We start from the raw sequence: 24,140 nt of genomic DNA on the forward strand, positions 1-24,140 counted from the left end.
CCGGCGCAGCCAGCCGCTGCCCCCGGCTCGGCTGGACCGATCAGACCTAAGGCAAGGAGCCTGACTGATGGGACGCGTCAAGCCCGGGAAGCCACACCGCGAACGCCTAATCCGCGAGACCCGCGAACCCGAGCAGCCCTTGCCCGACTGGCCCAAGAGCCACGTCAGCGCTGAACTGACCGGCGACGATCAGTTCGAGTGCGTCCTCGTCACCATCCACGGAGTGGAGCATTACCTACATGCATCCACCGCGAGGGAACTTCAGTTGATGCTGGACAGCAAGCTGAAGGAGTACAACGGCGTGTGCGAAGAACTTGGGGTCCCTCAGGTGTGACCGCGCGCCGCGCATAACGTGCGGCTACCTGCTGCCGAGAATCCGCTCGGCGCGGGCACGGCGCTGCTCCTCCTTCTGCCAGGCGCGGCGCCTGGCAGAGCCCTCGTTGTTCTTCCTGCGCTCCTCGTCGTCGAGGAGGCGGGCCACGGTGCTCGGGTGCCACTGGCCGCCACGCTTGGACGGGATGCCCTTCTCGTTGGCCTTCCGGGCGATGGCCCTCACTCCGAGGCCCTCCGCCTTCCACTGCTTCAGCAGCGCCAGGTTCCGCGCCTCGCTCTCGTCGGTAGCGAGGGCCTTGTCCTCGGCGCGCTGTCCGTAGCGCGGGGCGCCGTAGGCGTAGCCCCCCAACTCGCCCTTCGTCTCGCGGCCTTCCCTGAGTCGCTTGCGGATGAGGCCGCGGTCGAGCTGAGCGAAGACTCCACGCATCTGCCGCATAGCCGTGCGCATGGGGTCGGTCTCGTCGTCCTCGAGGTGCTCGCCGTGGTCGGCGGTGAATGCCCGGCCGCCGAGTGCCCACACGTAGGACAGGACGGCTTCCTGCACGGTGAGCTCGCGGGCGAGACGGTCAAGGTTCGGGGCGAGGATGCCGTCTGCTCGTCCTTCGCGGATCCACTCCATGGCCTCCATGAGGCCCTCGCGTTCGTCGATCGTGGACTTCCCGGTGAGAGCTTCGTCGGTGACGACGTGGACGATCCGGTGTCCGCCGGCTGCGCTGGTGTTCCAGCGGCGGCAGTCTCGCTCTTGGGCGTCGAGACCGTAGCCATCGGTGGCTTGCCCGGCGGTGGAGACGCGGCGGCAGATGACGAGTCGGAGGCGCGCTGCAGGCTTGACCATGTGTCAATTGTACCCATCTATAGATATAGATGGGACAGTGCAGGTCAAGCGAATGCCCCTCCCGCCCGAAGGCGAGAGGGGCTTCGTCAGGAAGGATTCTCCTGCAGCGGGGGCTCGGGGATCGGCTCTGGTGGGGCTGGTTCGGGCTGCGGTTCGAGGACGCCCATGTCGACGAGCGTCTCAGCGTCCGCGCCCGTCTGATCCATCTGCCGCACCGCAGGCCGCTCCGTGGGGAGTTCGCTCATGTCAGCCTCCTGTACGCGACGGTCGCGGCGAGGACACCCAGACTGAGAGGCCCGCTCGGGGACGGATCTGCGGCACCGTCCCGCCGGCACACGAGCGCGTCGGGATCGTTCTTCGCAGGCTGCAGGCTGTACCCGTCAGGGCACGTCTGCCCGTCCTTGCCGTCTTGGCCGTCGGCTCCGTCCTCACCAGGCGGGCCCTGGGGTCCTGCCGGGCCAGCTGGTCCCGCGGGACCGGGTTCGCCTTGCGGTCCAGGCGGGCCCGCTTCACCAGCGGTACCGTCCTCTCCCGCAGGCCCAGCGGATCCGACACCGTCTGTGCCGTCTGTGCCGTTGGCGCCCGGCTCCCCCGACGGTCCGGCCGGACCGATGGGACCAGGCGGCCCCGTGGGCCCGGGGTCACCCTGCTGGCCGGGCGGACCGCTGGGTCCGACGATCCCCTCGCCCGGCTCGCCGCGTGAACCGGGCGGGCCGGCAACCGGCTTCTCCCCAAGCTGCTGAACCTGTGCGGCCAGCGCGTCCCGGGCAGCGTTCGCCTCGCGCAGGTCACGCGCCAGGCCCTGCGTCGTGATGATGAGGAACGCGAACCCGGCCAGCCCGACAGCCACGGCCAGCGCGAACACGAGGTCGTGCCGACGGTGGACGAGCGCTCTGGTCCTGTGTTTCATGCGCCCGCCCCCTGTGTGTTGATGTACACCGTCAGGAGCAGCATCAGGATCGGAGCGACGATGGCGGAGAACAGCAGTCGCCGGTCCTGTGCGCGGCGGTCGGCCTGCTTCTGCGCCTCAGCGCGACGGTCCTTCTCCTCTTGCTCGAGCGCATCCTCGATCGACTTCACTCGCTCGATCAGCAGTGCCGCGGCGGTGTCGCTCGCTACCTTCTCCAGCTGGTAGCGCTCCATCGACACTTTGCTGTCGAGCCGGACACCCAGCTCTCGGAAGTCCTCCTTGAGGTCTTGGCGGACGTCCTCGAGGCGTCGCATCACCTCGCCGAGAGTCGGGTCGTTCTGCACGGGTGGCTCCGATCAGACGCCGGTCGGCTTGATGGGTGCCGGCGTGGGTGACACCTGTACGCGGGTCAGCAGGGTGAGCGCGGCGAGGACGGCCGTGTTGATGGCGCCCACGGTTTCCTGCCCCACCTCGTAGCCGAACGTGCCGACGAGAACGGCTCCGGCGCCGACGATGGCCGTGAATGCCTGCGGGGCGACGGGCCGGGTCATGAGTGCGGCGATGCCGCCGAGGATTGCGGTGGCGACACCGACTATGGCGCCGGCCTGTTCTGCCGTCAGGCTGGTGATGCCGAGGGACACGATGAGGCCGAGCACTGCGGCCAGCGTGTTCAGGACGACAACCGGTTCGCGTCCGAAGAGCTTCATTGCAGGCTCACTTCCAGTAGAGGCCGCGCACCCGCGCGGCAGTGATCGGGCCCGGCGTCGGGCTGTCGTTGTTGCCGGGGTAATAGATGACCTCGAAGCGGACCTTCTCCGTCGGCTCCACAGAGCCGGCGTGCGGGAAGTCCATGAAGCTGGCGCCGCCCGTGGTCATACGCTCGACGATTGGCCCGGTCCAGCGGGAGCCGTCGGGCCGCACATGGACGAAGCGGCCCTGCACGGTGCCGAGCGGGACGGGATCCTCGATGGTGAGGTGTACGGACGCCGTGTAGTGGGTCGCCCCGGTGAGCAGGTCGGTCCTCGAGATGGGGATCGTTGTCCACTTCGCCGCTGGCACTGTCTGCGGGGTGTCGGTGGCGAGACTCCAGTTGACGGGCATGTCGGTCTCCTCAGACGGCGCAGGGGCTGGGGCCGGTGCGGGCTTGGGCTGCGGGGCGGGTGCGAGCCGTTCCTTGATGCGGCCGCGCATCCAGTCCATGCCGAAGCCGCGCGGGTCGACCTTCCCCGGCTGCCACTCCAGGTGGCCGATGACGGATCGGTGCGACCAGCCGTGCGCCCGGCAGATCGCCGCGGCCGCCTTCTCGATCGCCTCGAGCTGGGCGTCGGGCCACGGGTCCTTGCCGTCGCCGAGGTTGATGGCCTCGAAGCCGTAGAAGTGCCGGTTGCCGTCGGTGTTCGCCTCGTTGTCCGCGGGCAGCGTGGCGCTCTCGTTGACCACGGCCTGGTGGACGTCGTCGTCGCCCGATCCGGCATGGTTCGCGCGCCCGGCGCTGACGAGGTAGACGGTGCCGTCCTTGGCGATGACACCGTGGCACAGAGGACCCGGCAGGCTGGAGTGGCCGTTGTAGCAGAGTTCGACGCTGGCCAGGGTCTGCTTCGCCGTGTCGCCGCGGGTCACGGTGTGGTGGATCATCACCCCGTTCACCGGGCCCCACGCGCCCTTGTGGTTCCGGTTGTGCGTGCGCCAGGAGCGCACCTCCACCACGCGCAGGCCCTCGCCGCGGAGGGCCTTCAGCAGCCTGTCAGCGGACAGGGGTGTGGCCATCAGGTCTCCAGATATAGAAAAGCCCCGACGCTGCGGGGCTGGTGGGCGGGTGGCGGGGCAGGTCAGTCGTCGACCCAGGTGGCCATCATTCGCACGTTGTCGTTGGTGCCGATGCCGGCGTTGCCGGAGATCGTCCTCAGCGTGATCTCTCCGGCGTCGTTGATGATCGCCTCGCCGTCGACGGCGCCGGTCGCGTACAAGGTGTTGATGGTCTCGGGCGGGCGCCACGCGCTCGGGAGGGTGCCGATCAGCGGCTCCGGGGAGAGGTTGCCGGAGCCGGCGCTGCTCTCGTTGAGGGTGCCGCCGGTGCGGGTGATGAGGACCACGACGGTCGAGATCCCTGACGCGCGGCGGCCGATGAAGCTGCTGACCGACCAGCCTGTCTCGGCGGTGAGGCCGGTCGTCGCGGTGGTGATGACCGGCGGCGGCACGACCCACGAGCTCCCGTTGTAGACCTCGATCCTGTTCACGTCCTGCAGCCACGTCGTCATGCCCTCGACCGGCGAGGTCAGGGTCGCGTTCCGGGTGGACGCCGAAGTGAAGGAGAGGACGGACCGCTTCAGGACCAGCTGTACTGCTGCCATGACGACGGAGATGTCGGGCGGGCTGGTCTTGCCCGGGATGGTGATGGACTGCCCGTAGTCGTCAGTAGCCACATCGCCTCCTTTCAGTAGAGCCGGTAGCGGGCCACATCGAGCGAGGCCCACGTGGCCGTGCCGGTGAAGTCGATGATCTGGATCGTGCCGTTCGTGTTGATGTCGAGGGCGCCGTGCACACCGGTCGCCAACTGTGTGAGGAACCTGGCCTTCCCCGCAGGCCGGGCCTCCACGGGTAGCGTCGCGACCGTCGACGTGGTCGTCGTCGAAGCCGGGGCGCGCGCGAGGCCGCACAAACTGGCCGTGCCGTCGCCGTTGATGCGGTACGCGGGCGAGTAGTACGGGGAGCCCCACGCCGACCAGGTACCGGAGAAGGTGAGCGCCTGCCACGTGCCCGCGGTGCTGGCGGGGGCTGTGCGCCCGTCCGCGATCCAACTGCCCGCGCCGGAGACGGTGATCGTGATCAGGTCGCCGACGGCTGGTGAGACGTAGGTGGAGCGCCGCCGGGCGACGATCCCGTCGGTCGTGGTGATCGTGCCGTCGGTGCCGACCGTTGCGACAGATGCGAGCCGCCAGTCCGCGCCGCGGACGGATGGGGTGGCGGCGGCTGCCCGGGTGGTCTCTGCGCGGAGGGCGTCGGCGAGCTCGGCAAGCACGGCCGCCATGGACTGTGTGCCGGTCACGAACCCTCCTTCGCGGAGATGGTCTGGACGCTGAAGTCCCCGCCGACCTCGAGCGGGACGCTGAAGGAGGCGACCTGGTGGAGCTCGCGGGTTCCGTCGGGGTAGACGACGCGGATCACATCCCCGGGCTCCAATGCCGGGTTCGGCAGCGTGCTGATGTCGGCGCTGGCGTTCGGGGCCTTCGCCGAGCGGAGCAGCAGCGTTGCCGCCGCGGTGCACTGCCCGGTCGTCGTCAGCGTCGACGAGCTGTAGAACATGGGCCTGCGCCCGAACGGGCCGCCCCAGTAGGTCTCGCTGCCGGGGTCGTTGTCGACGACGAGATCGGAGAACGGGCCCGCACCGGTCTCCGTGGATTCGCCTCTCGCGAGGACGCCGTTGTAGACGCCGTCCACGCTCATGCTGCGAGTGGCGGACACGTACACGCCGCCCTCGCCCGCAGCAACCTCCCAGACGGGGGTGGCGGTCAGCAGGTCGGGCAGCTCGGCGATGACGAACGTCCCGCCCGCGTCGCAGTACACCTCGGCCCCGATCGCCGCCCCGAGTTCGAGGATCGCCGCCCACGGGTCGCCTTCGACGTCCCAGGTGCGGGCCCCGATCGTCGCGCCCGCGACCGTGGACACGATCTGCGCGTCGGGTATCGACCGCTGGATCAGCGCCGTGATCGAGTTGACCGCATTGCCGGTCGCCCGGTGCGGCGCCACGAACTTGTCGTCCGCGATGACGGCCTCGAGGCTCTTGCCGCTGATGGTGACGGGTCCCTCGTCGACGTCCCCTCCTACCTCGTCGACGCGGAACACGCCCAGCGGCACCAGCTCCTGGGCACCGTCTGAGTAGCGGACGCCGCGGGCCAGCCGCAGCTGCGCGCCGTAGGTGGCCACCTTGTCCGCCGGGGTGCGTGGGATCAGCGACAGGTCGGCGACCGTGACCGTGCAGGTGCGGCGGGTCTGGCTGCCGCGGTCCACAGTGACCGAGCCGCCGACGTGCTCCAGATGCTCGACCTGCCCGTCCGTGCGGAACAGGGTGACCTCGGTGACCGGGGCGTGGGATTCGGCGAGAGTCGGCAGGAACCGGTCGGAGAATGGATACAAGACGCCTCCCCTACTTTGGCCGGTTGAGGAATACGTCCTCCCAGCTCGCGTACTTGGCCAGCACGTCAGCCCAGGTCGCGTTCTCGGTGAGCACGTCCTGCCAGGTGCGGCCCGCTGATCCGGCGACACCGACCGTGACCGGCATGTCGGTCTGCCGCAGCGGCAGCGTCCACTCCCGCCACTGCTCGGGCGCATAGTCGGTGATCCGCCCCTCGGTGATCTGGCCGACGGTGACATACATGTCGGAGACGCCCATCCCGGGCGCGGCCTGCCACAGCAGCACGTTGCCGGAGTCGAGGAGCCAGTGCAGCGCGGCCCGCTCGGCGTCGGTACGGGTCCAGATGACAAGGTCGCCCTCGAGGCCGCCCCGCACATCCGAATGCGTCACCGAGTTGCGGCGACCGCGGACCCGGTACTCGGCCTGCCCGATCTGCCGCTGCCACGACGGCGCAGACTTCACCAGCACGACCGTGTTCCGCTGCGGGTTGCCCGGATCCTTCAACCACGCCACGTTGGCGTCCTCGTGCGGGATCGTGACCGTGTCCGTGGTGCGAGTCGCCGTGACCACACCGCTCGAGTTGCGAGACTCGGACAGGTAGTAGAAAGCCGTCTCCAGCGGCGCCTCGTAGTCCTCGAGCACGACCACGGTGTCCGTGATGTCGACCCGGTCGACCAGGCCGTCCGGCCCGCGGACCAAAGTCCGCGACCCGTCCACCAGAACCCGCCACACCGTGAGCGAATCCGCCGAAGGCAGCTCCCGCAGCGTCACCGTCGTCGACGCCGACTCGGCATGCACCACCACCTCGTCCAGCGGCAGCGTCTCCCACAAAGCCACCCGGTCCATGCGCAGCACCGACGACGCCGACGTAGCCGTCAGCGTGTACTCGATCGCCGCCTGCGTCGCCCCCGCCGGCGGCGTGTGCGCCGCGTTCAGCAGCCACCAGTTCGGCGTCGGCACTGCCGCTGCAGCAGTCGCCGTCAGCCCGAGATCCGTGTTCGCTGCGTCGTACCAGCGGATGCCGCGAGTCAGCGTCCAGCCCCCGGAGACGACTTTCATGCCCGCCTCGACCGTCCAGTCCCGGCCCGGAGTCAGCGACCCAAGCGGGTACCTACCGGACCGGATCACCGACGTCGTAGCCGTCGATGACGAGATGTTCAGGCAGTAGTAGTCGTAGAGGCTGTCCGTGCCCCACGGATTGAGCCTCGCGATGGTGGCCGCACCCGACACCACAGTCCACGAGCCGACACCCTGCTCGAAGTTGGCGTCCTTGTACGGGACGACCGTGCCCTCACGCAGCTCAGGCGCCACGGTGACGTGAGCCAATTCCATGCGCATGACCTGGCCGGCGAGCGCGCCCGTCAGCCCGAACGCCAAACTGGCGTAGGCCGCGTTGGCGGGGGCGAAGTCGCTTGCACGCTGCGAGTACCAGCCGGTGCCCGGCGCGGCCAGCTCTGAGCGGGTCGCCTGGATCTGCGCCTCAGACGCGTCGTAGAACCGGAGCTCGACCCATGCGACGGACGACGCCGTGGGCGGGTTGAGATAGCACGCGCCCAGGTACTCCTCGCCCGGCGTGGCCGGGGCCAGTTCGGTGCAGCGGAAGTGCGCATCGCCGTTCGCCGTGACGGTCATTGCGGCGGTGTGCCCGCCAGCCGCGTAGAAGGTGGGCGACCAGGTCAGGGGCGGCACCGTGCGGGCGATCGTGCAGTTCGCGCCCGCGACGTGGGGCCAGTTGGAGGCCCGGTCGTGGGACTCCGCATCGAACGTCAGCAAGTTCCCGAGCGAGTGGATCGGCAGCCCGAAGTAGATGTTGTCGAAGAACTGGTTGACGTTCGCGGCGGCCGTTGTGGCGGAGAAGACGACCTGGGCGTAGGCCGCCCCCTCCGGCGCCACCTCGGCCACCGCGATCCGATGCCACGCCGACGACGCCGTGGCTGTCGTCATCGACCACGTGATACTCATCTCCGCCGACCACACGTTCAGCCAGCGGATCCCGATCCGCTCGGGAACCGTCGCCCCCGACGCGTCCGCGAAAGCTTCGTACTCCTGCCCCGCCGTGACCGCATACGACGAGACCGTCCGCGCCTGCCACTCTCCGGCCGAGAAGGATTTCACCAGCAGGCAGCCGTCCGTGGCCGACCCGCCTACACCCCGCGACAGGGTGCAGTTGAACTTCGGCGTCCAGCCCGACGTGTTCGGGTCGATCGTCGACGTGGTCTCCGACAGGAAGTTCCCGGGGATCGGCATCCGTCACCCCTTCCTGCCGGCGCGGAGAGTGGAGATGAGGGCCTGGTCGCGCTGGACCAGAACGCCCTGAAACTTGCCCATGAGCTCCCCAGAGTCGAGGACGAGGGTGCCTTCGACGACCGTGTCACCGGCAGGTGAGGCGGCCATACTCGTCAGCGCCTTGGCCTGCGCGGACGTGAAGACCGGCTCGGGCCGTCCGGTGCCGTTGTAGGCGAGGTTCATTCCGGGCTGGAGATAGCCGCCGCTGTCGTACTTGAACCCGTAGACGTCGGTGAACAGCGGGTCGTGATACGACCTGGCGCGGCTTCCGACCAGCACCCCGTCGCCGCCGCGGGACTCGACGTTGGTCCCGTTGATGGTGCCGGCCGTGTGGCCGACACCAGCGTTCGTGATGCCGATCATGAACGGGGACCGGTGATTGAGCACCCAGCCACCTGGGGCCGTGCGGCCAGAGAACGCTCCGGTGGCCCACCGGCGGTGCGGCTTCTGCCCGCGGATGACGGACTCGATCGCCGACAGAAAGCCGCTGCAGTCCCATGACGGGTTGCCGTTGCCGCCCCACTGGTACGGCAGGCCGTGCTGGGTGCGCGCCCAGGACAGGCCGGACTTGTAGCCCTTCCCGCCGATCCCGGCCGCCTTCAGCTTCTTATCGGCCTCGCCGGAGTAGCCGAAGATGGTCTTCAGCATCCTCTTCGGAACGCCGCTGATCATGTCCCGGTACAGCGACGCCGAACCCGAGATCTTGTCGATGAGCGGCTTGACGACCTTGTTCATGCCGGCGATCGCGGAGGCCTGCAGCCCGTCCTTCAGCCACGACACCCCGGACTTCGCCAGGTCCCATCCTGCGGATGCCTTGTCGCCGACCCAGTCGAAGATGCCGCCCTTCGCGAAGCCCTGGAACGGGGTCAGCGACTTGCCCTGCATCGCGGCCCGGTTGACGGCGAACAGACGGGCCCGCTCATACGGGTCACGCATCGCCTCGGACACGTACACGCCTTCGCCGCGGCGCATCGGAACGAGCTGGTCATCGCCCTGCCGCCACGACGACGTGCCGGGCAGAACACCACCTCGGGCGAACCCCTTCGGGAACGTGATCGGCTTCAGCTCGTTGGCACCGAAAGCGGTCGCGATCTTATTCCAGGTGGGGACAATGCCTTTGTTGTAGACGGTCTCCATGATGAACTTCACGGGCTTCTTCGCAATGTCCTGGATCTTGTCCCAGGCGGTGCGAATGAAGTTCTTCGCGGTCTCGAAGGACTTGCCGACCGCGTCGATGCCTCGCTTGATGTTGTCCCAGGCCGGCTTCAGTGCCTTCTCCCACAGCCACTTGCCCTTGTCACCGATCCACCCGAGGATCGGCTGCGCGTAGTCCTTCCACAGCTTGCTGATCGCCCTACCGACGATATCCATGGCGAGCTGGATGTTGTCCCACGCCGGCTTGATGGCCTTGTTCCACAGCCAGGACGCCTTATCGCCGATCCAGCCCAGGACGGGGCGGAAGATGTTCTCCCACAGCCACAGGGCGACGGCGCCGACGAGCTTGATGGCCTGCCAGATGCCGTTGAAGACGGGCTTCAGGACGTTGTTCCACACCCACAGGGAAGCCGTCTTGATCGCGGACCAGACGGCGTCGACGATGTCGCGGAACCAACCCCAGTTCTTGTACGCGTAGATGACCGCTGCCACCAGGGCGACGATCGCGATGATGATCAGCGTGATCGGGTTGGCGTTCATCACCAAGTTGAAGGCGATCATCGCGAGAGTCCACAGCTTCGTCGCCACCCAGACCCCGTAGATCAGCTGGATCAGCCACGGAAGATGCTCCGCAATGGAGCCGATCACCTTGGCGACGGCCCCCAGCGCGAGGTAGACGACAGTGGCGGCAGGGGCGAGCGCCTTAGCCACCTGCAGCACAGCGCCGATGATGTCCCCCAGCGCGCGAGCCACCACCGGGCCCATCTCTGCCGAGTAGGAGAGGAACTTCTCGAACTGCGGCGAGCCCTTCAGGTTGGTTGCCCAGTTCGCGAACCGGCCCGTGATCCGCTGCATGATTCCCGAGATCGTGGTCATGTGCGGGAGAAAGGCCTGGACGACTCCCGCCATCCCCTTGAAGATCCGGCCGAAGCTGATGCCGAGCCCCTCGATCGCAGGGCCGACAGAGCCGGCCAGGTCCTTCTTGAACTGCTTCCACCACGGCGACTTGAAGCCGCGGGAGATGCGGTCCTGAAGGTTGCCGATCGCCTTGGCCGCAGCGAGTACGAACGGGGTCAGGCCCGGAAGGCTGTTCTTGATGCCGTTCAGCGCCCGAGTGAAAATCGGCATCACGGCAGGCTGCAGGCTGCGCGACCAGGCGCCGAAAGCAGTCCGGAGCGACGTGAACGCGTTGAACGTTTGTCGGGCGGCCGGCGTCATCTTCGCCAGCGCGGCCTCGTACTTCGCCTGCGCGATGGCAGCCTGATCCACGCCCCCGGCCGCGGACAGCGACGCGGAGGCGATCTGACGCTGGGCATTGGCCACGGCGTCCGCCGCGGACTGCTGGGCAACAGCCACATTCGCCGTCGCCTCGCTGACCCGCTCCTGAGCCTGGGCAACCTGTCGGGCCGTCTCCACCTGCGTTCGGGCAGCCTCGGCCTGCGCGTCCCGCACCGCTCGGGTGCGGTCCTCGACCTGCTGCTGCGCCTGCGCCACACGTTCCTGCGCGGCACGCACGGTGTCGGAGCCGTCGACGCCGGCCTTGTTGGCGTCGGCAGTCTCCTGCTTGAGCCGCTTCGTCTCGGTCGTCTGCTCCTTCAGACGCTGTACGGCCTGGTCGTAGGCAAGCTGGGCTCGCTCAACGTCCAGGGCCGAAGCCTTGCTGCCCGCCTTGCGGACCCGGTTCAGCTCGGCCTGCGCCTCGCGTACACCGAGCTGGGCGTCACGCTGCGACAGCTCAGCTCCGGCGAGCTGCGCATTGAGGTCTTCGAGCTCACGCGCCGCCTCCCGACGGGCGTCAGTGAGATCCTCCTGCGCACGCTTGGCGTCCTGCTGGGACCGGGCCAGGTTGCGCTCTGCGTCCTCGATGGCGCGCGCGGCCTGAGCGTTGCGCTGCGCGGCCTGCATGACTGCGTCGGCCACAGCGGTCTTCGCCTGCCGTACCTGCTGCTGGGCCTGCGCGATCTGTCGGGCGCCGTTACGCTCGGCGGCGGCAAGGGCTTGCTGGGCACCGGCCATCTGCAGCGCCCGAGACGCGCCCTGCGATGCGGCCTGCGCGCCGCGGAGCGTCGACGTCGTGGCCGCCTCCTGTGCCTGCTTCTGTGCCTGCAGGGCACCGGCGATGCCGACGAAGGCCGGTGCAGCCACGGCGGCCAGGGCGCCGACCCCGACGCTGGCGGCGATTGCCGCAGATCCGATGGCGCCGATACCGGCGACCAGAACGGGAACGGCTGGAATGATCGCGAGACCGGCGATTGCCGCCGTGAGGTGCAGGACGGCACCGATCGCACCAGACGTGTCCACGTCGATCCGGGCCCGCTTGCCGTCCACAGCGTCGATCTGTGCCCGCACCGCCACCAGCTCGGCTCGGGCCGCCGCAGTGTCCGCCCGCACCTGCACGTTCGGGTGCGAAGCGCCCAGCCGGGTCAGCTCCGCCTCAAGCGCCCTGATCTCGGTCTTGGCCGCCGCGGCGTCGATGTCGATGCCGATCCGCTTGTTGGCCAGCGTCTCCATACGGACACGCAGCGCCTGCAGATCGGAGTCCGCCTCGGACGTGTCGGCACCGATCTGAAGCTGCGGCAGCGACCGGAACGCGGCCTGAAGCCGGGTACGGAGGGCGCGGGAGAACGCGCCCGCCGTCTCGTCCCCCTGCCGGGTTGCAGACGGGCGGGCCGCCCGGGCGCCGGCGTTGATGCCGTCCCGGATCGCCGGAGTGATCCGGGCCTGAAGCCGGCGGGCGATGACCCGCCCCATGTCGTCGCCGACCTGCGTGGCGGCAGGCACCAGCCCCTGCTGCAGTTGCGCGTAGATGCCCCGGGTGTTCGGGACGACATCGACCTCGACAGACCCCACCTGGATCGCCACGGAAGGCCCTCCTTCCGCGCGTCAGGCCGCGCCTCCATTGATCATCTTGAACAGGGTGCTGGCCGCCTGATCGGACATCGGCTCGCGCTGCTGCTTCGGCGCGACACCGGGACGCCGCATCGGCTCAGGCCGGCGCGGCTTACGTCCCTTACCGTCGGAGTTCGCGACGACGAGGATGTACTCGAGCTGGTGCAGCGAGTCGGTGATCCCGGCCAGCAGCTGCTCCGTCATGGACCAGCGGCCCTCTTCGGGCTTCCCGTTGCGGGCCTGCCGCTCGTACTCCTCGGGCGACATGGCGTTCCGCAGGGCGGTCATCGTGGACGACTCTGGCGGCAGGTTCTGAATGAGGACCCGCAGCTGCCGCCACGTCATCTGCCCGCGGTGCACGTCGAGGAGGTCGCGCTGGTAGTAGCGCCAAAGGTCGGCTTCTACCGCCTCCGCGTGCTCCTCGACGACGCCTTGGGTCCACTGGACTTTCCCACTGTCTCGCCGGACGCCTCGCTGGCTGTCTCGATGAAGGTGTTGATCTCATCGTTGGTGGGGTCGAGGTCGAGGTAGAGGTCGTAGGAGTCGGGGCTGAGGACGTCCTCGAGGAAGGCGTCCATGTCACCTGTGCGGAGCTTCCGCATGGTCGACTGCCGCCAGGCGCCGGCCGGTACGGATTCGACGTCCTTGCCGGCGAGCTGGACGGTCACGTAGTGGCCAGTGGCTTCGATCTCCTGCGCCTCGGCAGGGGTCACATCTTCGGTCTTCGCGGTCATGGCGCGGGCCTCCAGTGTTCATGGCGCGGGCGGAAGGGATAAGGATGGGCGGGCCGGGCCCGCGCCAGCAGAAGTGGCCCGCCCATCCAGCTCAGGACATCGGATCCGTCGGCGTGACCGGGATCTTGTCGACGTGGTAGACGGTGTTGCCGGCGTCGTCCGGGTAGGTCGTGATCGTCCACTCGAAGCCGGACATCTCGTCCTGCTTGTACGTGACGTCGGAGCGCTCGTTGATCTCGCCTTCCGGCACGTAGAAGCCGCGGTAGTTGTCACCGTCGATGACAAGGAACCAGAACGCGCGGCGGTCCGGGGTCGGGCTGGCGGTCTCCGCGAACTTGGTGATCCCCTGGCCGTCGGGTTCGAACTCGGTCGAGTCGAGCCGGTAGTGCAGGGACATCACCGACCGACGGGAGGTTTCCCACACGGTCAGCCCGAAGGTCCGCACGCTCTGGGTGATCTGCGTGCGGAACGGGCTGGTGAGGCCCCACGGGGTGAACTGCTGGGACTCCTCGTCCCAGCCGTTGACCAGACCGTCGTCCGAGATCGCACCGAGTGCGGACCAAGGAGACGGGGGCTGGGTGAGCGGCGAATCAGGGGCCGCGGTGCCCGTGGGGGCGACCCAGCCGCCGCCATTGGCGCCGACCATCGTCAGGTCCGCGGCGCGGGTGATCAGAACCATGATGTTCTCCAGACATGGGTGAAGCCCGCGCACGGGCGGGACAGCAGGGCTTGGCGCGGGCCCCGGCCGGTCAGTCGACCGGGTGACAGAAGATCTCGTAGGTCGCCCCGACCCGGCGCAGGGCCGTGTTCTCGTAAGGGCGGACGGCGGGCAGCGAGATGGTGCCGGTTCTGCCGAAGACCGCGGTCGCGGTCGTCGAACCGCGGAGCTGGTGCAGGATCATCGTCTTGATCTGCCCGGCCAGGGCGATGGCGTCGCCGCGCGTGGCGGCATAGACGTTGATATCGACCAGCGGCCGGTCCAGCCGGAAGCCGTCATCGTCACCACCGACACCCTCGACCTGCACCGTCGGCAACTCGCTGGCCAGGTTGTTGTCGGTCTCGTCACGGACGACGACACCGGCGCCGAGGCGCTGCTGCAGCCATCCGATCAGCTCGAGTTCGATGTCGACCATCAGCGGCCACCAGCCTGAGCAGCCCGGAGCAGAACGTGGTGAGCGGTGACGCGCTCGGTTCCGTACTCCACATGTGCGCCGTGCGGCGCCCGGTTGCCGACGATCGCGACCGCACGGTCCCGGCGACGCCCGCCCCGTGGCACCGGTTGCACGAAGAACGAGGACTTGTAGGTGCCGCTGTCGACGGGCGCGATCCCCTCCGCCACACCCTTGATGACCTCAGCCCTGCGCACCATCTCCGACAGGACCATCGGCGACCGCAGCAGCTGCCCGACACCCCTCTTGGACATCTTGAACCGTGCGGGCATCATGACCACCTCTACTCACTTGGGGGCGGCATGGACGTCAAGGGCGTACAGGGATCCATCCACTTCGACGGCGAATGGATCACCATCACGAAGAAGCAAGTCGGCGCCCAGCAGCGCGACTTCCGCATCCGCGCCGCGGACATCACTGGTACCCGGCTCAAGCCGGCCAGCCGCCTCTTCCACGGCTACGTGCAGGTCGTCCTCCCGGGCAGCGCACCCGCCGAAGAGGAGAAGAGCCTCCTCGCAGGTGGACGTCCGCACCAGGACGACCCACACAGCCTGTCCATCCCGCATCGCAGCAACGACGCGGCCGCGAAGCTGCTGGCGGCGATCGAGCAAGCTCGCGGCTAGCCGGTCACCCGGTCTGCCGCGAACTGCACCGGGCCCTCCAGCCCGGTGAACGGATTCTGTCCCCAGTCGCCGGGCTCGCCGGTGATCTCGCATCGGACACCGCGTATCAGCGCGCCATCCGTGGTGCGCACGTCGCTGCCGGCGGGCGCGTACACCGTCCAGCCGACGATGACCGTGTCCCGGGCCTGCTGCTGGTCCCCGCCGACCGAGGGCGTTTCCGCCCTGGGCGTCACCACACACCCTTTCAGGTCGAACGACTCGTCCGGGCCGGGCAGCGGCTGCCCGCGCGGATCTCGGCCCGGCGAGGTGCCAGTTCGCAGGATGCGCACCGTCTCCCCAAAGGGGTACGGGGCGGGCATCAGATCCACCCCCAGCCCGGCTCGTACTCCATGCCCGGGCCGTAGGTGTCATCGATCGGATACGTCGGCGTCGGGTCCGCGTCCTCGGGCGTCGGATCCACCGTGAACGCTCCGCCGCGGCCGGCCAGCGACTTGAGAGCCGCTTTGTCGGCCTTCGTGAGATACAGACCGCCCGAGCCGGACGGCCGCTGTACCGACATGGGGCCGATCGTCTCGTAGGACACCTGCTGAGGGTTCACGTAGGCCCGGCCGGCGACCGACAGCACGACGGCCGTCGCCTGGTCGGGCAGTGGCTTGACCACCGACTCGGCCAGCGAAACGGCCTGTGTGATCAGCAGATCCGCCCGGTCCCCGTCGATCTCTGGGAGCCCCAGGTACATGCCGAGCTGCTCGGCGGTCGGGGGCACGAACGCCATGATCGCCTCCTATGGGGCCAGGGCCTCAACGGCGTCGCACCAGGTCGCCAAGTCTGCGGTCGGATCCAGCTCCGCGCTCCGGGCCTTGGCGCGCTTCGATACCAGCCGATACTCGGCCGGGTCGCTGAGCAGCTTCCGGATCACCGACTCGTATCCGTCGGCGTCGTGAAGGTCGACGAAGACGCCCGCCTCTCCCAGCGACTCGCACAGCCCCGGCGTGGGGTGGGCGACCACGGGCAAACCGCTAGCCAGCGCCTCGACTCCAGCGCGCCCCCACGACTCATACGAGGACGGCATCAGCAGCACCTTCGTGCGGCTGTACACCTTCTCCCGCATCTCGTGGCCCGACAGGTGCCCCAGGATCTCCACGTTCGGAAGGTCTGGCAGAATCTGCTCCCCGTAGGCGCCGCGGACAGCAAGGAACTGCACGTCCGGCATACGCCGGGCCAGCTTCTCGAACAGCTGGCCGCCCTTCTCCAGATTGCAGTTGATGAGGGTCACCTTGTCGCCGGGCTTCGTGCGGTACTCCTCCGCGAACACTGGAGGCCGCACGATCAGCGACGACTTCGGCCTGATGCCCTTCGGGTACTCGGCGAAGAACAGCTCAGCTTCGCGCGCCATCCACTGCGAGTTGTAGACCGCGAGCGCCGTGCTTCCTGAAGCCATCTGTCGGAAGCTGGGCAGGTGCGTGTTATGGCACACCACCGCCAGAGGCTTGCCGTAGCCGCGGGCCAGCGCGCCGGCCGACGGAACGTTCTCCAGGTGGGAGACGACCACGTCGGCCTGCCGGATCGCGGTGGCGGCATCCAGGCGCGTCTGCAGCGGGACGATTCGCACGCCGTCCAGGTCGTAGGCCTCCCGGTCGTCGGTGTACCGGGACAGCCACACCGCCACGTCGTGACCGCGTTCGACCAGAGCACGGAGCATGGAGTGGACCATCCACTCGGCGCCGGCGTTGTGGCGCGGCGGGTAGCCGTGCAGCCGGGCGACGAGCCGCATCGCCCGACTGCCCCTCCCGCCCTGCGTCACGAGCTGCCGCCCGCCGCCAGGTACTTGACGAACGCCTCGACGTCGCCGAGGACGAACCCGTAGTACGCCTCCGCCAGGAGGAGCACCAGGTTTTCCTGGAAGGCGCTGTGCACGCCGCCGTCCTCGTCGATGTACGTCGCCTCACGGGAGATCCGCACCGTGATGTCCATGCCGACGCCGTAGGCGGTCTGCGACCAGTCGCCGCCGATGGCGCGGAGGCCGGTGTCGACCGTGCCGGACTGGCGGCGCAGTTTGCCGGACACGGCGCGGGAGTAGGCAAGCGGGTTACCGACCAGCGAGCCGGCCAGTGCCATGTCCATTCCCGGATCCCGGGTCTCGACGAAGATCGGACGGCCGGTGGTGTCGGTCGCCCCGAGCAGGTCCAGCTGGAGACGGTGGTCGGCGACGGTGCCGGTGTAGTCCCAGTCGTCGGTGACGACTTCCCGCATGCCGTTGACGATGTCCTTGTAGATGCCGCCGGTGGCCTGCGATGCGGTACCGATCGTGACCGACTTGGTCGTCTCGGCGAGGTAGTCCGGGAAGGGACCGGTGGCGCCCTTCATGGTCTTGCCGTGGATCGCTGCCCGGTCGAAGGCGCGGGAGAACGCGGTCGGCAGGTCGGACCTCAGCTGCGTCCACAGGCCGGCAGCGTTGGACTGCACGACCTCCATGGCCACCGGGATGAGAACGGCGATCTTCTTGCCGGTCATGGTCTTGATGTCAACGCCGCCCGTACCCAGGGGCTTGCGGCCGGCCTGCTCGACCCAGTCTGCGGTCGGAACGTCCAGCGGAACCGGCACGGCCGTGTTCGCGGACATCGACAGCGGCACCCGGCGGGCCAGCGACATGACGGCGGACTGCTCGACGGACTTCTCGAAGATCGGGCCGGTCAGGGTCGGGGGGAGGAACGTCGCATCGACGTCGCTCAGCTTGATCGGATTCGTTGCAACCATGGAGGGCTACCTCTCTCAGCGGCCCTTCAGGGCCTGAGTCATGAGCCCGGCGAAGATCTCGCCGGGATCGGAAGATGTGCGATTGCCGTTGCCCGATGAGCCCTGCGTGCGGTCCGGCGCCGGACGGCGAGGACCGGTGTCGGAAGGCTTGGCCCAGTGCGGCTTGCGCTTCAGGAGGTCCGCGAGGTCACGCTTGATGCCGTCGGTGTCGATGGCCCCGTTCTCGTCCACGTAAGCGGCGAGATCGAGGGCGCCGGCGGCGTCCTCCGGGTCGGCGAAGTCCGCTGAGGCGAGGGCCTCGACCTTTGCGCCAACCGCCGTGCGGACGGCCTTTGCGGCCCGCTCCTCGGCGGCGGTGAGCTGCTCGGTGAGCCGCTCCTGCTCCGACTTCTGCGCGTCCTCGAGCTCCTTCGCCTTCCTGGCGAGCGGCTCAAGCTCCTTCAGGCGCTCGCGCAGGCTCTTCGCCTCGCTGTTCGCCTTCTTGATCTTCGCTTCAGCGCGCGCCCTGTCGAACGGCTCCTCTTCGGTGCCTTCCGCCTCCGGGGCGGTCTCGGGCTCCTGCGGCTCCTCGACGGGCTCTACTTCCTGCGTCTCTTCGGGCATAGCGATGTCGCCCTCCTGGGGCTGAGAAAGACCACCTCCAGGGCGGTCAAGGGGTTACAGAGCGGGCAGATGCCCGTGTTCGGCGAGCGCCAGGCGGAACCGCCTGAGCTGATCGCCTGAGTGAGGCGCCGCGAACTCGCGATACAGCCGCTCCCACTCGCGTGCGTGATCGGACAGCTCGAACCGCTGCCCCTTGAACACCGGGACCACGCCGCAATGGCAGCCGTCGTGGGCCCGGAAATTTGCGGTGTCCTGCTTGTAGACCGCGCCGCGGATGGCGAGGGCCTTGCAGAAATAGCAGGCCCCCAGGGCGGCTGAGCGCGCCCATGCCGTTGCCTGTGAGTCCCGCCGCACCGCCTCCTGGACAGTGCCGCGCCCTTGATCCGCGACCAGTTTCTGAGCGACCGCCTCGGCCTTCTTCTCTGCCTGCTCCAGGCGGACGTCCAGTGGTTCGCGCTGAGCCTCCGTGGTCTCAGGATCGTCCGGGTCCCTGGGCCATAGATCCTTCGTCGCCCACCGCAGCGAGTTGGACACCTGCTCCTCCGGCGGCGGACCCAGCAGTGGGACCGTGAACCGTCCCGTCACACGGGCTGCCACACGCTCCGCCTCGTAGTAGTCCGCGGCCAGCGTCGAAGACGCCGCCCCGTACTGGTCAACCAGTGCGCGCACGGCAGCAATCCAGTCCGGAACAGTGGCCTCGAGCCGCGATGGAATGATGATCCGCCGCAGACCCCGCATGTCACGTGCCAGGAGGCGTGTCAGACCCCGCTGGGTGCGCCGCTGCCGGCCGGCCGAGGAGCCCCCGTCAGAGACCAAGGTCGCCATCGTCGACCTCCGGCTCCGTCGAGTCCTCCTCCGACTGCTGCGCCAGCCGATCCAGGAGCGCATTGCCCTGCGCCCTTCGCCGATCCGCCGCCACCCTGCGCCGCTGGTCCTCGTTCAGGCCGGCCATCTCAAGCAGCACATCCGAATCGGCGGGCACGATGCCGGCCTGCGCGAGCTTCACCGCCGCATCGGTCTGCGCGGCCAGCGTCGGTGTCGCAGGGTTCCGCCACACCGTCTCGATACGCCGCGACCGGTCCGGCGGCTCGCCGTTCCGGAACCACAGCGCCAGGCGCATGGCTTCCCGATGCGTCGCGCCGAAACGGCGGATCCGGCGCTCGGCCTTCTTCACCAGCATCGCCTCGGAGCTGCGGATCGCGTCCGCGGAGGCAGGGTTGTCGCTGGTGTAGCCGAGCATGTGCGGCGGCAGCCCGAGCTGCGTCGCCATGATCCGCGCGTACAAATCAATGATCTTCGTCTGGCCGGACGGGTCATGCGCCGTGAACTGGCCCACCGTCGGCACCTGGCCGTCCTCGTCCCGCTCCAACGCCAGGACACGGCCGATGTACGTCTCCCACGCCGACTTCGCGTTCCCCTCCGCGTCCTGAAACGCCGACTCCGACGCGCCAAGAATGTAGCGCTGCGGGGCGCCGAAGAACTCGGCAGCCACCTCCATGCCCATCAGCCGGCGGCACGCCGCATCCGTGATCGACATAACCTCGGGCGTGATCTCGCTCTTGCCCACCCGATCCGCCGTCCGCTGCCGGTTCGCCATCCGCAGCACCGGCGGCATACCCAGGCGGTGCTGGTCCCGATCGATGACTTCCCAGCCGCCGTTCACCTCGACAGCAAAGATGGTCTCGCCCGGCATGTAGAGGCTGATCAGCCGCTCATCCGGAGCCAGGCCGAAGTCCCACTTGTCCAGCGACTCCCGCAGCGCGAAACGCGGCACCCGTAGGCGCGCATCCCAGTCGAGCGTCATATCCAGCGGAGACTCGAAGGTGATCAGCGGCGGGGAATCGGGATCGTCCGCAGAGCCGACCGTCACGTACTCACGGCCGTAGGTCAGCGCATCGAGGTGCCCCAGGCTCGCCTCGTCGAACCAGTCGTTCGACTCCGCGATCTCGTCCAGCTCCGAGCCGTCGGACCCGTCAGCCCAGCGGAACGCCTCCAGATCGAGCCGCTGCTCAAGCGCCTCCACCCCGATCCGCGGCCAGCCGATGACCGTGTGCAGACCCTTCAGCTGCGGCGGGATCGAAATGCCCAAGTCGCGGATCAGCTGCTCGCCGTTGAAGTAGGCATCCAGTAGCTCCAGCTTCAGCCGCTGGTTCATCAGATCCGACCGCAGCATCGTCAGAATCTGCTTCTCGTCGTCCGACAGCCCGATCAAAGGCAGAGTGGGAGTCGTCACCGCAGCACCACCACCCGTCCCTTACCGCGCGCGCTGGAGCGCTTCGCCCAGACCGTCGAGTTCATGACCATCCGCCGCAGCATCCGCGCACCGATGGCACAGATCGCCAAGTCGACCTTCCGAGCCGACTCGCGGTGCTCCTTGCCGATCGTGTAGCCCCACGCGTTCGTGCGACGCCGCGCGTTGCCGATGTGCTGCTTCAACACCTTGTGGCCGTCGTGCGTCAGCTGCCGCTCCAGGACGTCCCGATAGAAGCGGTCCACGGCCTCCGTGAACGTCTGCTGCCGCCGCCGGTCACGCATGTCCCACATGACCGCATGCCGGTTGGTGCCCGACTGCACCGCCTTCAGCTTCAGCCGCTTGCCGTACCGATGCGCCCACGCGTCGATGTAGCCGTCCCAGTAGCGCTCGCCGTCCGCGTCGTCCTGGCCGGCTCCCGGGTCGGCGAAGAACGCGATCGGCCGGTAGTCGGCGAACACCTGGTCCACCACACCGTCGACCTGGTCCCGCGGCACCCGCCACGGCGTTCCGTCAGGCCAGTTCGCCGGCTTCTGCCACACCCCGAACGTCACCACATGCCCGTCCGACATACGGCAGCCCACCAACCCTGTCGCGTCGTCCGACTTCGAGCCGTCGAAGAACAGCACCAGCTCGTCGCCAGGCTGAAGCTCGATGCCCTCATGCGGGCAGGCGTTCCACTCATAGGGAGCGAGGAACGCGTCCTCCGCGGCCACGATCTGGTTGAACCAGAAGCGGCGCGACCTCGAGGGTGGGTTACGGACGTCGAGGATCGACGCCTTCAGCCGCTCGATGTCCAGCCACGTCGAATCCCCGCGGACCGCCCGCAGCGTCGGCTCGATCCACGCCTCCGTCAGCTTCGCCTCGGCCGGAGCCTCAAGCGAGTCGTAGAAGAGACCCGTCTTCACCGCTCGTCCCGACTCGGCCGACTCGAACGCCTCCCGGGTCCGCTCGGCGACGCTGTCCTCGCCGGGCTCGTAGGCGTTGGTGATCGCCAGCGTCCGCGACTGCCCGTCAGCCGACTTGGTGGCGTTGCGCTCGATGACCGCAGCCATCTCGTGGCCCTGGTTCGACTCCACCCAGTGGTGGGTCTCGTTCATCGGAACGAATGTCGGCCGGCCGCCCTCCAGCGCTCGCGGCGACGAGGTGACCGCTTCGATCCGAGCTCGCCCCTTGTCGGCGTAGATGATCTCCTTGCCGAGGTCGATGCAGTACTCCTCGATCGCCCGCTTCGAGAACAGCGACGGGAAAAGAGTCATCGTGTTCCGCGTCTGGTCCTGGCTCACGGCCGCGATCTGAACCCACGCCGCCGGATGCTGCATCCCCAGTGGCTGCCCCGGCGGGATGCCCCACTCGTTGCCCTCGTCCGCCACCTGCCCCGACGGCCGGCACGGGCCGACGAACTCGAACCCGGACCAGGTGCCGACGACCGGATCCTTGCCCCAGCCCTTCAGCCGCTGGATTACCCCGTCGCGGTACAGGAACCGGTTCGTCACCGGATCCATCGCGTACCACCACAGAGTCAAGCGGGCCTGCTCAGGCGTGTACCGCCACGGCGCCCCCACATGATGCTGCAGATAGGTCGCCGTCCATGCCAGCGCATGCCAGCCCAACGTGTACTCCGGCAGCAGGAAACGACCATCAGGGCCACGCTTCCACGTCGGCCCCAGGATGGAGGGCTGAACGACATCGGGGACCTCCCCCTCAGCCGCCTGCGAGATCACGGTAAGCGTCCAACGGACTCACAGACGCCAACTTCGGACCGGACGGCTTCCGCTCCAGCTCCATACGAGCCCGACGCCGGTCGCCCTCCGTTGTCAGCAGGCTCGTCATCACCGAGTTCAGAGCAGCCACATACTGCCCGTTCGGCGGCCGGTCCGACGACAGGCCACGAGACATCAGCTCAGCCGCATACCGGGCCATCGCCCAGTCAGACGGCTCGTAGAAAGCAGCCTGCCCCGACTCGCGCAGCGACAGGTACCAGTCCGTCGCGATCTCGTGCCAATTGGGATCCGGTTCAGGGAGCTCGGGTAGATCCTCCGGCGGTCCCGCCGGTGCCTGCTTCAGCTCGGGCCCGTCGTCCTTGTTCCGGCGACGACGCTCCTCGCTGCGCTTCGGGATCGGTCCGTGTGCGCCCATGACGACCTCCAGGGTCAAGGCACGCCACCAGGGCGCGCAGAGTGGGCTTGGCGACCGCTCGGGCCGCCTCCAGGGCGGCCGTAACGGCGAGTAGTCGGCTGGCGGGCGGCCAAGGGAACCCGTACAGACAGTCAGGTGCTATACGGCCCCGATGGGCGGACGGCGGGGGGAGGGGGTATGCCCCCTATGTCCGATCCGGCTCAGCCGATCGATGTTGGCCGGCTCAGGCCATCTCGTGGGTCCAGGAGTGGGCCCATACATCGGTGTAGTCGGGCTCGACGACGAGCATGAGGTGATCGCACTCGCTGGTCGCGCTCCATGTCTGCATGGTGATCGGTACGACGACGTCGCAGTCGGGACACTGGACGTGCGCTGTGCAGGTAGCTGCCACTGATCCCCCTTGCGCTGGTCCTACCGCCTGCGCATGCCGGTGTTGGCCTTGCTCCCTGGCCATGTCCCTGTACGTGCTCGGTGCATGCGTGCGCAGTAGCCCTTGGCCCTGGGCCCGAGGTACTTGGCGAGCTGCCTGTTGCACCTGGTCCAGTCGCCTGGTGTTCCCCACCGGATGCGTGCTGCGCCGGCGCCGGTTCCCCAGTACCGCTTGAGTGCGGAGGCGTTGCCGCTCTTGCTCCTTGCCACAGTGGTTCACTCCTTCTGCGGCGCGGGCTCCTGGTCTTGGTGTTCGTCTACCCGTTGGATGTGGGCTCCTTGCCCGCTGGGTATGGCGAGGCAGAAGCCTTGGGCGTCGGCGAAGACGGCCCATCCGCTGTCGAAGGTGAGGGTGAGGGCGGGGTCCTCGATGAGGATGTCCTCGCGCCGTTGTTCGGCGGGGTGCTGGATGAGGTAGGCCGGCATCACTTGAGTCCGGGGTGTTGTTCGGGGGGCCGCTTGGTTTGTGGCCGCGGGTTGTTGCGCTGGGCCTCGTTCCCCTCAGCGCTGGACTTCTGGTCGTGGCATGGGCCGCATACGCCTTGCAGGCCGGCCTCGCTGTGGTCGTCCGCCTTGGCCACGATGTGGTCGCAAAAGCGGGAGGGCCGGACGCCACAGATCTTGCATATCGGGTCGCGTTCGAGGATGCGGGCCCGGATCTTCTTCCATCCGGGCGGCAGTCGCTTCACCCGGTCTGAGCCCTGCCAGCCGCCGCTCATGTCTTCAGGATGGAGGCGAGCGCGACGGCGTTGACGTTGAACTCGCGCACCCAGGCGATCACGTCGCCATCCGAGTTCCTGAAGCGGAAGACGCCTTCACTGATGTCGTGCTCGGCGCTGTCGGCTTCGACGTGCTGGACTAGATCGTTGTCGTAGACGATGACGTACTGTGCCAT

Annotated in this window: 30 protein-coding genes; 2 read left to right on the forward strand and 28 right to left on the reverse strand. The window is 68.4% G+C overall.

Features of this window, described 5'->3' with window-relative positions:
* Positions 1–67: 67 nt before the first annotated feature.
* Complete coding sequence (locus HW130_RS02900) at positions 68–334, forward strand: hypothetical protein (protein ID WP_177147749.1); 267 nt, start codon at positions 68–70, stop codon at positions 332–334.
* Positions 335–358: 24 nt separating this feature from the next.
* Here the strand turns inward: HW130_RS02900 and HW130_RS02905 are convergent, their stop codons facing one another.
* The 15 genes from HW130_RS02905 to HW130_RS02980 all read right to left on the reverse strand — a co-directional run bounded on the left by HW130_RS02905 (position 359) and on the right by HW130_RS02980 (position 14,718).
* Positions 359–1,168 (reverse strand): recombinase family protein, encoded by an 810-nt coding sequence (locus tag HW130_RS02905; RefSeq protein ID WP_177147750.1) that lies wholly within the window; start codon positions 1,166–1,168, stop codon positions 359–361.
* Between the two features lie 86 nt (positions 1,169–1,254).
* Positions 1,255–1,413 (reverse strand): hypothetical protein, encoded by a 159-nt coding sequence (locus tag HW130_RS02910; RefSeq protein WP_177147751.1) that lies wholly within the window; start codon positions 1,411–1,413, stop codon positions 1,255–1,257.
* A 661-nt stretch (positions 1,414–2,074) separates the two neighbouring features.
* Positions 2,075–2,422 (reverse strand): hypothetical protein, encoded by a 348-nt coding sequence (locus HW130_RS02920; protein WP_177147753.1) that lies wholly within the window; start codon positions 2,420–2,422, stop codon positions 2,075–2,077.
* A 12-nt stretch (positions 2,423–2,434) separates the two neighbouring features.
* The gene (locus tag HW130_RS02925) at positions 2,435–2,785 is read right to left on the reverse strand and encodes a hypothetical protein (RefSeq protein WP_177147754.1); all 351 of its coding nucleotides are present in this window, start codon (positions 2,783–2,785) and stop codon (positions 2,435–2,437) included.
* 7 nt (positions 2,786–2,792) lie between these two features.
* Positions 2,793–3,845 (reverse strand): N-acetylmuramoyl-L-alanine amidase, encoded by a 1,053-nt coding sequence (locus HW130_RS02930; RefSeq protein ID WP_177147755.1) that lies wholly within the window; start codon positions 3,843–3,845, stop codon positions 2,793–2,795.
* 62 nt (positions 3,846–3,907) lie between these two features.
* Complete coding sequence (locus HW130_RS02935; RefSeq protein WP_177147756.1) at positions 3,908–4,501, reverse strand: hypothetical protein; 594 nt, start codon at positions 4,499–4,501, stop codon at positions 3,908–3,910.
* Positions 4,502–4,512: 11 nt separating this feature from the next.
* On the reverse strand, positions 4,513–5,124 hold the full coding sequence (locus HW130_RS02940; protein WP_177147757.1) for a hypothetical protein: 612 nt from the start codon (positions 5,122–5,124) through the stop codon (positions 4,513–4,515).
* Entirely contained in the window at positions 5,121–6,212 is a 1,092-nt protein-coding gene (locus HW130_RS02945; RefSeq protein ID WP_177147758.1) for a DUF5047 domain-containing protein, read from the reverse strand. The genes HW130_RS02940 and HW130_RS02945 overlap by 4 nt, the downstream gene beginning before the upstream one ends.
* Positions 6,213–6,222: 10 nt before the next feature.
* A complete protein-coding gene (locus HW130_RS02950; RefSeq protein ID WP_177147759.1) occupies positions 6,223–8,457 on the reverse strand; it encodes a hypothetical protein in 2,235 nt (744 codons plus the stop codon).
* A 3-nt stretch (positions 8,458–8,460) separates the two neighbouring features.
* A complete protein-coding gene (locus HW130_RS02955; RefSeq protein ID WP_177147760.1) occupies positions 8,461–12,513 on the reverse strand; it encodes a hypothetical protein in 4,053 nt (1,350 codons plus the stop codon).
* A gap of 21 nt (positions 12,514–12,534) precedes the next feature.
* On the reverse strand, positions 12,535–12,828 hold the full coding sequence (locus HW130_RS02960) for a hypothetical protein (protein ID WP_256355795.1): 294 nt from the start codon (positions 12,826–12,828) through the stop codon (positions 12,535–12,537).
* A gap of 113 nt (positions 12,829–12,941) precedes the next feature.
* Positions 12,942–13,274 (reverse strand): hypothetical protein, encoded by a 333-nt coding sequence (locus HW130_RS02965; RefSeq protein ID WP_177147762.1) that lies wholly within the window; start codon positions 13,272–13,274, stop codon positions 12,942–12,944.
* 91 nt (positions 13,275–13,365) lie between these two features.
* Positions 13,366–13,953, reverse strand: coding sequence for a phage tail protein (locus HW130_RS02970; protein ID WP_177147763.1), 588 nt, complete (start codon positions 13,951–13,953; stop codon positions 13,366–13,368).
* A gap of 70 nt (positions 13,954–14,023) precedes the next feature.
* Positions 14,024–14,407, reverse strand: a complete 384-nt coding sequence (locus tag HW130_RS02975; RefSeq protein ID WP_177147764.1) for a hypothetical protein — start codon at positions 14,405–14,407, stop codon at positions 14,024–14,026.
* On the reverse strand, positions 14,407–14,718 hold the full coding sequence (locus HW130_RS02980; RefSeq protein WP_256355796.1) for an HK97 gp10 family phage protein: 312 nt from the start codon (positions 14,716–14,718) through the stop codon (positions 14,407–14,409). Before HW130_RS02980 ends, HW130_RS02975 begins: the two co-directional genes overlap by 1 nt.
* A 27-nt stretch (positions 14,719–14,745) precedes the next feature.
* Here HW130_RS02980 and HW130_RS02985 point away from each other — a divergent pair, with 27 nt between their 5' ends.
* Positions 14,746–15,066, forward strand: a complete 321-nt coding sequence (locus HW130_RS02985) for a DUF4429 domain-containing protein (RefSeq protein WP_177147765.1) — start codon at positions 14,746–14,748, stop codon at positions 15,064–15,066.
* On the opposite strand, the gene HW130_RS02990 is transcribed toward HW130_RS02985, so the two are convergent.
* The 13 genes from HW130_RS02990 to HW130_RS03050 all read right to left on the reverse strand — a co-directional run bounded on the left by HW130_RS02990 (position 15,063) and on the right by HW130_RS03050 (position 24,140).
* Positions 15,063–15,425 (reverse strand): hypothetical protein, encoded by a 363-nt coding sequence (locus tag HW130_RS02990; RefSeq protein WP_177147766.1) that lies wholly within the window; start codon positions 15,423–15,425, stop codon positions 15,063–15,065. The two genes, HW130_RS02985 and HW130_RS02990, sit on opposite strands and share 4 nt — an antisense overlap.
* Positions 15,425–15,841, reverse strand: a complete 417-nt coding sequence (locus HW130_RS02995; RefSeq protein ID WP_177147767.1) for a hypothetical protein — start codon at positions 15,839–15,841, stop codon at positions 15,425–15,427. The genes HW130_RS02990 and HW130_RS02995 overlap by 1 nt, the downstream gene beginning before the upstream one ends.
* 9 nt (positions 15,842–15,850) lie before the next feature.
* On the reverse strand, positions 15,851–16,840 hold the full coding sequence (locus HW130_RS03000) for a glycosyltransferase family 4 protein (protein ID WP_177147768.1): 990 nt from the start codon (positions 16,838–16,840) through the stop codon (positions 15,851–15,853).
* Positions 16,841–16,866: 26 nt separating this feature from the next.
* On the reverse strand, positions 16,867–17,823 hold the full coding sequence (locus tag HW130_RS03005; protein WP_177147769.1) for a phage major capsid protein: 957 nt from the start codon (positions 17,821–17,823) through the stop codon (positions 16,867–16,869).
* A 15-nt stretch (positions 17,824–17,838) separates the two neighbouring features.
* Entirely contained in the window at positions 17,839–18,426 is a 588-nt protein-coding gene (locus HW130_RS03010; RefSeq protein WP_177147770.1) for a hypothetical protein, read from the reverse strand.
* A gap of 54 nt (positions 18,427–18,480) precedes the next feature.
* On the reverse strand, positions 18,481–19,251 hold the full coding sequence (locus HW130_RS03015) for a hypothetical protein (RefSeq protein WP_177147771.1): 771 nt from the start codon (positions 19,249–19,251) through the stop codon (positions 18,481–18,483).
* Entirely contained in the window at positions 19,232–20,659 is a 1,428-nt protein-coding gene (locus HW130_RS03020) for a phage portal protein (RefSeq protein WP_309140299.1), read from the reverse strand. The genes HW130_RS03015 and HW130_RS03020 overlap by 20 nt, the downstream gene beginning before the upstream one ends.
* The gene (locus HW130_RS03025; RefSeq protein WP_256355797.1) at positions 20,656–22,203 is read right to left on the reverse strand and encodes a terminase; all 1,548 of its coding nucleotides are present in this window, start codon (positions 22,201–22,203) and stop codon (positions 20,656–20,658) included. Before HW130_RS03025 ends, HW130_RS03020 begins: the two co-directional genes overlap by 4 nt.
* Before the next feature lie 178 nt (positions 22,204–22,381).
* Positions 22,382–22,834: a hypothetical protein gene (locus HW130_RS03030; RefSeq protein WP_256355798.1), complete on the reverse strand. Its 453-nt coding sequence runs from the start codon at positions 22,832–22,834 to the stop codon at positions 22,382–22,384.
* Between the two features lie 205 nt (positions 22,835–23,039).
* On the reverse strand, positions 23,040–23,207 hold the full coding sequence (locus tag HW130_RS03035; protein ID WP_177147773.1) for a hypothetical protein: 168 nt from the start codon (positions 23,205–23,207) through the stop codon (positions 23,040–23,042).
* Between the two features lie 254 nt (positions 23,208–23,461).
* A complete protein-coding gene (locus tag HW130_RS03040; RefSeq protein WP_177147774.1) occupies positions 23,462–23,671 on the reverse strand; it encodes a hypothetical protein in 210 nt (69 codons plus the stop codon).
* Positions 23,671–23,964: an HNH endonuclease signature motif containing protein gene (locus HW130_RS03045; RefSeq protein WP_177147775.1), complete on the reverse strand. Its 294-nt coding sequence runs from the start codon at positions 23,962–23,964 to the stop codon at positions 23,671–23,673. The genes HW130_RS03040 and HW130_RS03045 overlap by 1 nt, the downstream gene beginning before the upstream one ends.
* Complete coding sequence (locus tag HW130_RS03050) at positions 23,961–24,140, reverse strand: hypothetical protein (RefSeq protein ID WP_177147776.1); 180 nt, start codon at positions 24,138–24,140, stop codon at positions 23,961–23,963. The genes HW130_RS03045 and HW130_RS03050 overlap by 4 nt, the downstream gene beginning before the upstream one ends.

Source organism: Streptomyces sp. PKU-EA00015 (assembly GCF_013387495.1).
GTDB lineage: Bacteria > Actinomycetota > Actinomycetes > Streptomycetales > Streptomycetaceae > Streptomyces.